Annotated in this window: 7 protein-coding genes; 5 read left to right on the top strand and 2 right to left on the bottom strand. The window is 51.9% G+C overall.

Features of this window, described 5'->3' with window-relative positions; genetic code table 11:
- Positions 1-77 precede the first annotated feature (77 nt).
- From rpoB to NZM01_06810, 5 genes are all read left to right on the top strand, one after another.
- Positions 78-3,371 (top strand): DNA-directed RNA polymerase subunit beta, encoded by a 3,294-nt coding sequence (gene rpoB / locus NZM01_06830; protein MCS6959747.1) that lies wholly within the window; start codon positions 78-80, stop codon positions 3,369-3,371.
- A gap of 23 nt (positions 3,372-3,394) precedes the next feature.
- Positions 3,395-5,428: a DNA-directed RNA polymerase subunit gamma gene (rpoC1, locus tag NZM01_06825; protein MCS6959746.1), complete on the top strand. Its 2,034-nt coding sequence runs from the start codon at positions 3,395-3,397 to the stop codon at positions 5,426-5,428.
- A gap of 46 nt (positions 5,429-5,474) precedes the next feature.
- On the top strand, positions 5,475-6,056 hold the full coding sequence (locus NZM01_06820; GenBank protein MCS6959745.1) for a Uma2 family endonuclease: 582 nt from the start codon (positions 5,475-5,477) through the stop codon (positions 6,054-6,056).
- Between the two features lie 227 nt (positions 6,057-6,283).
- Positions 6,284-10,486 carry a DNA-directed RNA polymerase subunit beta'' gene (locus NZM01_06815; protein MCS6959744.1) on the top strand — a complete coding sequence of 1,401 codons (4,203 nt, stop codon included), beginning with the start codon at positions 6,284-6,286 and terminating at the stop codon, positions 10,484-10,486.
- Positions 10,479-12,125 (top strand): DUF3352 domain-containing protein, encoded by a 1,647-nt coding sequence (locus NZM01_06810; protein ID MCS6959743.1) that lies wholly within the window; start codon positions 10,479-10,481, stop codon positions 12,123-12,125. The genes NZM01_06815 and NZM01_06810 overlap by 8 nt, the downstream gene beginning before the upstream one ends.
- Here the strand turns inward: NZM01_06810 and NZM01_06805 are convergent.
- On the bottom strand, positions 12,118-12,687 hold the full coding sequence (locus tag NZM01_06805; protein ID MCS6959742.1) for a phycobiliprotein lyase: 570 nt from the start codon (positions 12,685-12,687) through the stop codon (positions 12,118-12,120). The genes NZM01_06810 and NZM01_06805 overlap by 8 nt on opposite strands.
- Positions 12,687-13,442, bottom strand: coding sequence for a glycoside hydrolase family 104 protein (locus tag NZM01_06800; GenBank protein ID MCS6959741.1), 756 nt, complete (start codon positions 13,440-13,442; stop codon positions 12,687-12,689). The genes NZM01_06805 and NZM01_06800 overlap by 1 nt, the downstream gene beginning before the upstream one ends.

Genomic DNA, 13,442 nt, shown 5'->3' with positions numbered 1-13,442 from the left:
AGTTCCTATGCCTTCGGTTCGTGAGATAACCGAAAGAAGCCTAGGCACGCCTCCATAGAAATAGTAGCTACAAGCGCATGAACAAACAGTTATCCGCTACCCCTGCCTTTGTCTTACCGGACTTGGTGGAGATTCAAAGGGAGAGTTTCCGCTGGTTTCTAGCAGAAGGGCTGATTGAAGAGTTAGAGAGTTTTTCCCCTATTACTGATTATACAGGTAAGCTGGAGCTACACTTCCTGGGGAAGGACTATTATCTCAAAGGGCCGAAGTACACGGTCGACGAGGCTAAGCAACGGGATGCTACCTACTCCCTGCAGATGTATGTTCCCACTCGGCTGATTAACCGGGAGAACGGGGAAATCAAAGAAATGGACGTGTTTATTGGGGAGCTGCCCCTGATGACTGACCGCGGTACGTTTATCATTAATGGCGCAGAGCGGGTAATTGTCAATCAGATCGTCCGCAGCCCCGGCGTTTATTTTAAGGCAGACATCGACAAAACCGGTCGTCGTACCTACAACGCTAGTTTGATTCCCAATCGGGGGGCATGGCTCAAGTTTGAGACGGATAAGAATGGTCTGGTGTGGGTGCGTATTGATAAAACCCGCAAACTGTCGGCACAGGTGCTCCTCAAAGCGATGGGCTTGACTGACCAGGAGATTTTTGACTCCCTGACCCATCCGGAGTTTTTCCAGAAAACGATCGAGAAGGAGGGACAATTTGACGAGGAGGAAGCCCTCAAGGAACTCTACCGTAAACTCCGCCCTGGTGAACCGCCCACAGAGACGGGGGGCAGATTACTACTGGAGTCCCGCTTTTTTGACCCCAAACGCTATGACCTGGGGAAGGTAGGGCGCTATAAACTGAATACTAAGTTGCAGCTCAATACCCCAGAAACAGTACGGGTGCTGACTAAGGAAGACATCCTCAAGGTGGTTGATTATTTAATCAATTTGGAGTTTGATATTGGCACGGTAGATGACATTGACCATCTGGGGAACCGCCGGGTGCGATCGGTGGGTGAATTGTTGCAAAACCAAGTGCGGGTCGGTCTCAGTCGCTTAGAGCGTATCATCAAAGAACGGATGACCGTATCTGATGCCGACAGCTTGACTCCTACTTCCCTGGTCAATCCCAAACCCCTCGTGGCAGCGATTAAGGAATTTTTTGGCTCTAGCCAGCTGTCCCAATTCATGGACCAGACCAATCCCTTAGCGGAATTGACCCACAAGCGTCGTATCAGTGCCTTGGGACCGGGGGGACTGACTAGAGAGCGGGCGGGCTTTGCCGTGCGGGATATTCACCCTAGCCACTACGGACGCATTTGTCCCATTGAAACTCCTGAAGGTCCCAACGCAGGGTTGATTGGTTCCTTGGCTACCCATGCCAGGGTTAACAGCTATGGCTTTATTGAGACCCCTTACTACCGCGTGGAAAATGGCAGGGTAAGGCGGGACTTGCCCCCTGTATATATGACCGCTGACCAAGAGGACAAATACCGTTTGGCACCGGGGGATATTCCCACAGATGCGGAGGGGAACATTACGGCAGACTTAGTACCAGTGCGTTATCGTCAGGAGTTTGATACTGCTCCCCCTGAACAGGTGGACTTTGTCAACGTTTCCCCTGTCCAAACCATCTCTGTAGCTACTTCCCTGATTCCCTTCCTGGAACACGATGATGCCAACCGCGCACTCATGGGGTCCAATATGCAGCGCCAGGCAGTGCCTTTGTTGCGCCCAGAACGCCCGCTGGTGGGTACTGGTTTAGAAGCCCAAGCTGCCCGCGATTCCGGTATGGTGGTGGTCTCCCGCACTAACGGCGAGGTGGTCTATGTCTCAGCTACGGAAATCCGCGTCAAGGACGACGAGGGCAAAATCCATACCTATACCCTGCAGAAATATCAACGATCGAACCAGGATACCTGCTTAAATCAAAGACCGATCGTGTTTGTAGGCGATCGGGTGCTAGCGGGACAAGTGATGGCAGACGGCTCAGCAACAGAAGGAGGGGAACTAGCCCTGGGGCAGAACGTCCTGATTGCCTATATGCCCTGGGAAGGCTACAACTATGAGGATGCTATCCTGGTTAGCGAGCGGTTTGTGTACGACGATGTCTACACTTCCATCCACATTGAAAAGTTTGAGATCGAAGCGCGCACTACCAAGTTAGGTCCTGAGGAAATCACTAGGGAAATTCCCAATGTGGGAGAAGATGCGCTGAGGAATTTAGACGAGCACGGCATTATTCGCATAGGTGCTTGGGTAGAGGCGGGGGACATTCTGGTGGGGAAAGTGACCCCCAAGGGTGAGTCCGACCAGCCGCCAGAGGAAAAACTACTGCGGGCAATCTTTGGGGAAAAGGCGCGGGATGTACGAGATAACTCCCTGCGGGTACCCAACGGCGAAAGAGGCAGAGTGGTGGATGTACGCATCTTTACCAGGGAGCAGGGGGATGAACTACCCCCAGGTGCCAACATGGTAGTCAGGGTCTATGTTGCCCAGAAACGCAAGATCCAAGTGGGGGACAAGATGGCAGGTCGCCACGGTAACAAGGGAATCATCTCCAAGATTTTGCCCAAGGAAGATATGCCCTACCTAGAGGATGGTCGCCCTGTTGATATTGTCCTAAATCCCCTGGGGGTACCGTCACGGATGAATGTGGGACAGATTTTTGAATGTCTCTTGGGCTGGGCCGCCCATAATCTGGATGTTCGCTTTAAGGTCGTTCCCTTTGATGAGATGTATGGCGAGGAGGCTTCGCGGCAGTTGGTGCATGGTAAGTTGGAGGAAGCTCGCAAAGTGACTGGGGAAGACTGGATTTTCTCCCCGGAGCATCCTGGTAAACTCAAGGTCTACGACGGACGCACAGGGGAACCTTTTGACCAACCCGTGACTGTCGGTATTGCCTACATGCTCAAGCTGGTGCACCTAGTCGATGACAAGATTCATGCCCGATCGACGGGTCCCTACTCCCTTGTTACCCAACAACCCTTGGGTGGGAAAGCCCAACAGGGGGGACAGCGATTTGGGGAGATGGAGGTATGGGCACTGGAAGCCTACGGTGCTGCTTACACCTTGCAGGAAATTCTCACAGTCAAGTCCGACGATATGACGGGTAGGAATGAGGCGTTGAACGCGATCGTGAAAGGCAAACCTATCCCCCGTCCAGGCACACCGGAATCCTTTAAGGTGTTGATGCGGGAGTTACAGTCCCTTTGCTTGGATGTGTCGGTGCACAAACTCTCGGAGGACGGCAACCAACAGGATACAGAGGTGGACTTGATGATGGATACCACCCAGCGACGGATACCCCCCCGTCCTACCTATGAAGCTTATCGCGGCACCCTCGATGACGACAGCGAAGATTAAATAAACTTGGCAGGAGACTTGTGATGACCAGAATGGAACAGCGGTTTGACTACGTCAAGATTGGCTTGGCATCGCCGGAGCGCATTCGCAAATGGGGAGAACGGACTCTACCCAACGGCAACGTGGTAGGAGAAGTCACCAAACCGGAAACCATCAACTATCGTACCCTCAAACCGGAGATGGATGGCCTATTCTGCGAGCGCATTTTTGGTCCTGTAAAGGACTGGGAGTGCCACTGCGGAAAATACAAGCGGGTGCGGCACCGGGGGATTGTCTGTGAACGTTGTGGGGTGGAAGTAACGGAGTCACGGGTACGCCGCCATCGCATGGGCTACATTAAGTTAGCTGCCCCTGTCACCCACGTTTGGTACCTGAAGGGGATTCCCAGCTACATGTCCATTTTGTTGGATATGCCCCTCAAGGATGTGGAACAGATTGTCTATTTCAATTCCTACGTGGTGATCAACCCTGGCATCAGAGCAGCGGAGGCAGGAACTGTAACTAGTGCTACTCTCAGTGAGATCAGGGTCAAGGGGGAGGGGGGAACGGAAACTGTCTATCGTCTCCATCCCAAGCAGGTGCTGACCGTGGCAACGGGAGATGTGGTGGTAAAGGGGCAGGTGCTCGCCACAACCTACAATTTGGAGTACAAGCAACTCCTCTCAGAAGACCAGTGGATGGAAATCGAGGAGCAAATCTACAGCGAAGATGAACCCCTGGACGGCATTGAGGTCTCGATCGGTGCTGAAGCCATCAAAAAACTGCTGCAGGACATCAACCTGGAACTAGAGGCGGAAAAGCTACGGGAAGAGATCAGTCAATCGAAGGGACAAAAGCGCACTAAGCTGATCAAACGCCTGCGGGTGATCGACAATTTTGTGGCGACGGGGGCAAAACCGGAGTGGATGGTACTAGATATTATTCCCGTGATTCCCCCAGATTTGCGTCCCATGGTGCAGTTGGATGGGGGGCGGTTTGCCACTAGTGACCTAAATGACCTTTATCGTCGGGTGATCAACCGCAACAACCGTCTAGCTCGCCTGCAGGAAATTCTTGCCCCCGAAATTATTGTCCGCAATGAAAAACGGATGTTGCAGGAGGCGGTAGATGCTCTGATTGACAACGGCAGACGGGGCAGAGTGGTGGTAGGAGCAAATAACCGCGCCTTGAAATCTCTCTCGGACATCATTGAAGGGAAACAGGGGCGCTTCCGTCAAAATCTTTTGGGCAAACGGGTGGATTACTCTGGACGATCGGTAATTGTTGTTGGTCCTAATCTAAAAATCCATCAGTGTGGATTGCCCAAGGAAATGGCGATCGAGTTATTCCAGCCCTTTGTCATTAATCGGTTAATCAAGCTGAATTATGTCAACAACATCAAAGCCGCCAAGAAAATGATTCAGCGGGGCGACCCTTTAGTGTGGGATGTATTGGAGGAAGTAATTAGCGAACACCCTGTGTTGTTGAACCGGGCACCTACCCTACACCGCCTGGGGATTCAAGCCTTTGAGCCGATTCTGGTGGATGGGCGGGCAATTCAGTTGCATCCCCTGGTCTGTCCTGCCTTCAATGCTGACTTTGATGGTGACCAAATGGCAGTGCATGTCCCCCTTTCCCTGGAAGCCCAGGCGGAAGCGCGGCTATTGATGTTAGCTTCCAATAACATTCTCTCTCCTGCTACGGGCAGACCAATCATCACCCCCAGCCAAGACATGGTGTTAGGGTCCTACTACCTCACCACGGACAATCCCAAACGCCCGAAAACAGAAGACCGCTTCTTTGCCAGCTTTGAAGATGTGATTATGGCATTTGAACAGAAGTTAGTACATATCCACGACAAGATTTGGGTGCGCTACGACGGAGAAATTGAAGGGGACGGGGAAGATAAATCTAACCCGGAACAGGTGATTACCGATGACAATGGTAACGTGTTGAAGATATACAAATTTCTGCGGGTGCGGGAGGATGCCCAGGGGAATTTGATCTCCCAATACGTGCTGACTACCCCAGGTCGGGTCATCTTTAATCACACCATTCGCCAAGCCCTGTTGCAGTAAACAAAGAACGATCGTTCTTGTATTTCATGGAACATAAGGGGGAGCTATGACCACGATACGTAAGGTTGCCGATACATCCATGACCTTAGCTGAGTTCTTGGAGTATGAAGATGAAACTGACTACCTGTACGAATTAGAGAATGGGAAACTAGTTAGGGTGCCAACAGAAAGTCAACTCAATCACCAGATTGCCATATTTTTGTTAGTGACATTTGTGCGTCTTGGTATTTCTGAGAAACTGCTAGGACTTAAGACTGAAATCATCGTTTCCAGCAAGACCGTCCGCATACCTGATTTGGTGCTCATCTCACCAGTTCTGTACGAACGAGTGCGGGGGAATAAGCGTTATCTCATCACCCTGGATATGCCACCCCCGGAATTGGTAGTAGAAGTAGTCAGTCCCAGCAGCGTCAAACAGGACTATGAGGATAAACCCGCAGAGTACAGTGCTAGAGGCATTCCTGAATATTGGATTGTTGATCCCCTGGCACAGAAGGTGACGGTGTGGCAATGGCAAAACAATTGTTACAAGGAAGCAATTTATACAGGGGAGGAGCAAATTTTGTCGTCGTGGTTGGGCGAGTTCTCTTTAACTGCCCGCGTTTTGTTACAAGGGGGTAGTCCCTAGATTGATCCATGGCTGCCAAAGTAGCAGTCTTACAATTGAAAGACCTGATCTTACTGAGGGGGGAAAAATGACTAATCTAGCCTACAGCAACAGTACAACCGATCGGAGGTTGTCTATGGATAGTTACTAACACACAAGTCTCGCCCTAACTCCCCAGGGTTAGAGATTTTCTTTTCTGCCTGTATCGACTGTTCCTTTTATTGATTTTGTGAAAGAGAAAAACGACTATGGAAAAACAGCCCAAACTGCCCAAGTTTATCAATCACATTGTTGGTAAGAAAGACCTGCGCAATCTCATTGCCTATGCCTTTACAGAATTTGGCACTGCCCGATCGGCAGAAATGGCAGACCAGCTCAAGAATTTGGGGTTCCGCTATGCTACTCAGTCGGGGATTTCCATCAGTGTAGAAGACTTGGAAGTACCCCCTGTCAAACGGCGCTTGTTAGCAGAAGCAGAGGCAAAAATTGAACAGACCAAACAGCGCTATGTGAGAGGGGAGATTACAGAAGTAGAGCGCTTCCAAAAGGTGATTGACACCTGGAACATGACCAATGAAGAGCTGAAAAACCAGTTGATGGAAAATTTCAAGGTCAACAATCCCCTCAACTCTGTTTACATGATGTCTATATCGGGGGCGCGGGGGAATGTGTCCCAGGTGCGGCAATTGGTGGGGATGCGGGGCTTGATGGCTAACCCCAACGGCGAAATCATCGACTTGCCCATTAAGGCGAACTTCCGCGAGGGTCTGACAGTCACAGAATACATTATTTCTTCCTACGGTGCGCGCAAAGGTTTGGTGGATACAGCCCTGCGGACGGCTGACTCTGGTTATTTGACTAGACGTTTAGTCGATGTCTCTCAGGATGTGATTATCCGCGAAGTAGACTGCGGTACAATTCGGGGCATTCCCCTGCGAGCAATGCGGGATGGCGATCGTGTAGTGGTGAAGTTAGCCGATCGTCTATTTGGGCGAGTGCTAGCGCGGGATGTCCTGGACCCCACCCAAGGGGAAGTGGAAATTACTCTACCCATTACTGCCGCTGACAATAGGAAGTGGGCGATACCAGGGCGGTTACTCGATCGGGAAGAAGCCCTCACCATTTTTCCGCCGGAAGACGAAACGGAAGAACTACGCACTGACCCCAACACAGGCGTACAGAAACGGGAGAAGTTTTGGGTACTGACCGCTGCCACATCCCTCAAATTGGCAGAAAGATTTACTACTGTACCAGCGCGGGCTATCATTCCTGGCGCTCACCGCAACTGCGATGTCAATGACGAACTCTCTAAAAAAATTGACAAAAAAGGGGTAGAGGAAGTAATTGTGCGCTCGGCACTCACCTGTGATGCTACCCGATCGGTTTGTCAGCACTGTTACGGTTGGAGTTTAGCCCACAATCGGCTAGTGGACGTGGGAGAAGCGGTGGGAATTATTGCCGCCCAGTCCATTGGTGAACCTGGCACCCAGTTGACCATGCGCACCTTCCACACTGGGGGAGCAGTGATGGGGGAAGTAGCACAGCAGAAATCTGCCCCCTTCGATGGCACAGTTAAACTGCCCAAAAAACTCAAACTCCGTCCCACCCGTACCCGTCACGGTGACGATGCCTTCATCGTAGAAGACAAGGGGGAAACGGAAGTAATCATTGCTGGTAAAGACCAGGAAGACCGCTTCACCGTCGTGCAAGGTTCTCTTTTGTTTGTTAAAGATGGGGAGAAGGTGAAAAAAGATACCCTAATTGCAGAAATCCCCGTTGCCGGCAGATCAGCCCGCAAGACTGTGGAAAAAGCCACCAAGGACCTGACAACAGATGTAGCGGGAGAAGTCTATTTCGATCGTCTCATTCCTGAAGAAAAGAAAGACCGCCAGGGCAATACCAGCTATGTAGCAGCCCAGGGTGGCTTGTTGTGGGTATTAGCGGGAGAGGTGTACAACTTACCCCCAGGGGCAGAACCGATTGTGCAAAATGACGATCGGGTAGAGGTAAACAGTGTCCTGACAGTGACTAACTTTATTTCCGAGCACGGCGGGATTGTGCGGCTCAACCCCTCGGTGCATAAAAATGTCTTGGAAGTAGAGATCATCACTGCTTCTGTAGTTTTGGATCAATCCCGTATTGTGGAAGAACATTTCCAGGGACAGCGGCACTATATCCTGGAAACCCCCAGTGGCCAAAGGTTCTCCCTCATGGCGACCCCAGGCACAAAGGTATCCAACAATCAGGTGATTGCCGAACTGATCGACGACACCTACAAGACCAAGAGCGGTGGCATCATCAAATATGCGGGCATTGAGGTGGCACGGCGGGGGCGCAGCCTCAAGCAAGGGTTTGAGGTGGTTAAGGGAGGTACAATTCTGTGGATTCCGGAAGAAGCCCAAGATGTCAATAAAGACATTTCCCTGCTGCTAGTGGAAGACGGACAATACGTGGAAGCAGGCACAGAGATTGTCAAAGACATCTTCTGTCAAACCAGCGGTCTTTTGGAAGTTAAACAAAGGGATGACATTTTGCGGGAGATCGTCATCAAACCGGGGGATTTTTACATTGTCGATGACCCCCTCACAGCGGAACAAAAGCATGAAATGCTAGCCTATCCTGGCACGGAGGTCATGCCTGGTATCGTCGCCCAGGACTTGCGCTACGTGGAATTTGTAGAAACTCCCGAAGGACCGGGCTTGTTGTTACGACCTGTCGAAGAGTTCCATGTCCCCGATGCTCCTGATGTTCCCAGTCAAGAATCTAGCCAAAAGTCGGGTCACTCCATTGGTCTGCGGGCAGTGCAGCGCATCACCTACCGCGACGGCGAACGGGTGAAATCGATCGAGGGGGTGGAATTATTACGCACACAACTGGTGTTAGAAATTGACAGCAATGCACCCCAACTAGGTGCGGATATTGAATTTGACGACACTGATCCCGATAACCTGCGACTACGACTGGTGATTTTGGAATCCCTGGCCATCCGCCAGGAAGACCCAGAGGAAGAAGCCCTGGAAAACACTACCAAAACCCGCCTCCTGGTCAAAGACGGGGATTACATCGAAGCCAAAGCTATAGTTGCTCGGTCAGAAATTCTCGCCCGCCAGGCAGGGACAGTGCGGGGGATCAAGAAGGAAGGGGAGTTAATTCGGCGGTTGTTGATTATGCCGGATAATGCCAGTTTGGCCATTCCCTGTAAGAACCCCCAAGTCCAGGTGGGCGACTTGGTACGCTCTGGTGACCCTATTGGCTCTAAAACCGTCACCCCCGAATCAGGTCAGGTGATTGCGGTAGAAGCCGATCGCGTTATCCTGCGCAAGGGTAGACCCTATCTCATCTCCCCTGGGGCGGTACTGCAGGTGCAACATGGGGATTTGGTGCAACGGGGGGACAATCTGGCTCTCCTGGTGTTCGAGCGGGCAAAAACGGGGGACATCATCCAGGGTTTACCCCGCATTGAAGAGTTACTGGAAGCCCGTAAACCCAAGGAAATGTGCATATTGGCACAGCGGGGTGGCAGAGTGGAGATGATCTATGACGGGGAAGAGGTAACTGCCATTCGCATCCTGGAACCCGATGGTCTGTTTACCGACTACCCGATCGGTGTGGGGCAGAGCATTGTGGTGGTAGATGGCGAAGAAGTGAAACCCGCTACCAGATTGACGGATGGTCCTGCTAATCCCCACGATATTCTGGAAATTTTCTTTGCTGTCTATAAAGAAGACCCCCAGATCATTGCCCTGGCGCAGAAAAAACTCAATGAACTGGAGGACTTTTTCACCGACCGCGAACCAGCAGCGATCGAGACCGCCCTCAAATGCTTGATCAACTACGAGGCAGCACGGGAGAGCTTCCAGCGCGTGCAGGAATTTCTCGTCAATGAAGTCCAGTCAGTGTATCAGTCCCAGGGGGTAGACATTGCCGACAAGCATATTGAAATCGTGGTACGGCAGATGACCTCTAAGGTTAGGATTGAAGAGGGGGGAGAGACCACGCGCCTGCAGGGAGAACTGATTGACCTCAATCAGGTGCAGCAGATCAACGAAGCCATGATCATCGCCAACCGCGCCCCCGCCGAGTATACCCCTGTTTTGATGGGGATTACCAAAGCCAGCTTGAATACCGATAGCTTTATTTCTGCCGCCAGTTTCCAAGAAACGACCAGGGTCTTAACGGAAGCAGCGATCGAGGGCAAATCCGACTGGCTACGGGGCTTAAAGGAAAACGTGATTATCGGGCGCTTAATTCCCGCGGGTACAGGCTTTAATGCCTATGAAAACAACAGCGAAGAACCCCACCGCGATCCTGCTATCCTCCTAGAGGAGGTAGGGGATGATGTAGTCATTGACGATACCACTGCCCGTAACTATTCCCTCGATCGCTTCCCAGAGGAGCTGGTGGACGACAATTCTAAATTCGACGACGAAGAGGAGGACGAGTATGTCTGAGCGGCGGAGCAATCTCCTAATCCCGATCAGCTTACTGCTGGTGGCGGGGGCAGGGGGTTACGGAGCCTATTACTTCTACCAACAGCAGCAGGGGGCAAGGCTAGACACAGTCGCAGAGCATGTAAAATTTGTGCCGCCGACAGCAGTGGCAGGACTGGCAGTCTCAGCTAACTTGGGTCATTGGCAGTCCCTAGAGCGGTTCCAAACCCAGGAATTGCAGGAAGCCTTTGCCGATGTACCCAAAAATTTTCTCTCCTCTGACCTAGATATTGACTTTGCCCGTGACATTCAACCTTGGCTAGGGGCTGTATTTGTAGGCATTTTGCCTCCCCCTGGGCAACAAGCCCTGCATCCTACTGTTGTGTTCACCCAAGACCAGAGTTCTCCCTCAGTGGGAATTACGGGGTCATTTATTGTTGTCATGGGGGTTAGGAATCGCAACAAAGCCGAGAAATTCCTGCAGGAGAAAGTCATTGCCAAGCTGCAACAGCCCCCCCAGAAGGCAGAATACAAGGGGAGCAAGCTATTCATCACCACGGATGGAGTATGGGCGTTTGCCGATCGTTATTTGTTGTTTGCTAATGACCGCCAGAGCCTAGAGGAGGGAATTGATACCTACCAGGGGGGGAAAAGTTTTACCCTACCGCCGATCGAACTTTCCCTCAACCGCCCCCTCCTGCACTTTTATATTCCCGACCTGAAAAGAGCTATAGCCCTAGCGGCCAAAACCACTCCTCAAACCATACCCCAACCGTTTCTGGAGAGAATAGAGGAACAGGCAAAGGCAATGGTCATCGGCTTGGGTGTAGAGGATACAGGTTTACGGCTGCAAGCAGTCACGCAGCTGGGAACAAAAGCGCCCAAATTCCAGCCCGCTCCTGGTAAAGTCATTGCCCATTTCCCTGCTGATACCTATTTTCTGTTTAGTGGTATCAATTTCAAGCAGGCTTGGCAGAACCTCCTAGAGCAGGCAAAGACGGAGAAAACCCAGCAGGAAGCAATCGATGAAATTCGTCAGGGAGTCAAGGACAACCTCAACCTCGACCTGGACAAGGACATTATCGCCTGGATGGATGGGGAGTTTGCCCTAGGAGTCATTCCTTCCGAGGAAGGTATCCTCAAACAAACCCGATCGGGTCTCGTGGCAGTGATCCAAACCTCCGACCGCAAAACCGCGGAAACAACCCTCAAGCGAGTAGATGAACTAACCCAAGAGTTGGGGTTCCCTGTCAAGGTTACTTCCCAGGAAATTAACGGCGTACAAGTACAGGAGTGGACATCCCCCTTTACCCCTGGCAGTATCCTTGCCTACGGCTGGCATCAACCGGACAGCTTGTTTGTGGCGATGGGCCCCCTAGCCAAAGTGATGACACAAAAACCATCCCCTTCCCTGGCCGACAGTGCTGCCTTCAAAGCCATTGCTGGCCAGTTGGACAGTCAGAATCAGGGTTATCTTTATCTCAACTTAGCCAAACTCTGGTCGATCTATGCCCAGGATGTGATTAGTCGTGTGCCGCCTACAGAGGCGAAACAGACACAAGCAGTTATGAACAGCATCAACGGTATGGCAGTAGCCTATTCCCAACCCAGCAGTGAACAGGCAAAGCTGGAATTATTCCTATCCCTGCGCACTAAGTGAGGGAATGGGCGTTTACCATAGCCTGTAAATCCTTGACCTGGGGCAGACGGCGTTCGGAACAGTAGGTCATCATGTATATCCCCCCCAGCAGCCTTACAGTGATGGCCCGCACGCGAAAGTCCTCTGTCAAAAACCAGCACCGCTCCTGTCCCTGGTTGGTTTCGTATTCCGTCTCGATCGTCAAAATGCCATCTTCGCCGAACCAGTAACGACTGACAACGGGAATTTTTTCCACATAGCCCTGATTGCGCAGGAGCTTGCCCTGATGTGCTCCCTGGGGAATATCCACTAAAATGGCTGCCTTCTCTGGGTCAGGAGTCTCTTCTTTGCCGTGTTCTTGCCACATGAAACTAGCGCCCCCCGCCGCTAACTGGGGGTCAACCCCCTGTTGGGCACACACCGCCTGACAGCGCTCATCCTCAGCTTCCAGCACCTCCACGTAGAGGAGAGATTCCCCTGACTGATCAGCAACCAGGTCAAAGTGATGTACAGACCTTTGGGTATACCATACCCCCTGGCTGTAACGGAAAAAATCCATCATGGTTTTGGGTGGCTGGAACATCAGGGAACACTCCGATACAACCTGACTACAGCAGGGCGACGGGGCGTACTACCTCCCCCACTAGCAATAATCGCTTGTTGGCGGCGAAACTCACTGACTAGGTACTCCATCGGCACCACAGACTGACCATAGTAACCATAGTAGTCCCCATACCAGCGGGGAAAACTTGCCCACACATTAGCGGTTTTGGCAATTGCCCGCTCAATCCTACCCGCCTCTACATCCTCCAGGGCACCCTCGCGGCGAATTAACTCGATCGCTGCTAGGTCTTGCCATTCTGGGCTAAAATCGGGCGCACCAATGCGGCGGGCAACATCATCCCAAGTAGTTTCCAAAAACTGGTAAGCACCGGCGGCAGAAGAGCAGAGCCTGCCACTACAGCGTATGCGGCGAGGATGGTCAGCAAAGTTGTAGAAGCGCGTCCCTGTGAACTCAATCTGGTAGCCGTCCTCGCTATCCGTGCCCTCGGCGTAGCGAATCACCCGGAGAAATGCCTGCAAGTTCACCGAAGCAGGGTAGGTAGGGTACTCGCGGGTATCCAGGTAGGAATCAACAACACCAGTAGTAGGCTTGGGCTTGGGTTTGGGTCGTACTGCTGGCGGATTACTGGGCAGGCCACTGCGGCAAAGATGGTTGAGATTGATGTACTGCCCTGTCGAGGTGATCATAAAGCAATCCTGGGCAGAGGCAGATTTGTCCAGCCCAGCAGCGGCAACCACCGCCGTAGTTAGCAAAGTCGCTACAGTTTTACGCAT

This window comes from Pseudanabaenaceae cyanobacterium SKYG29, from assembly GCA_025055675.1.
Lineage (GTDB): Bacteria > Cyanobacteriota > Cyanobacteriia > Pseudanabaenales > Pseudanabaenaceae > M5B4.
The sequence above is the reverse complement of the archived record's forward strand: the minus strand, read 5'-3'. Positions and strand labels throughout refer to the sequence as shown.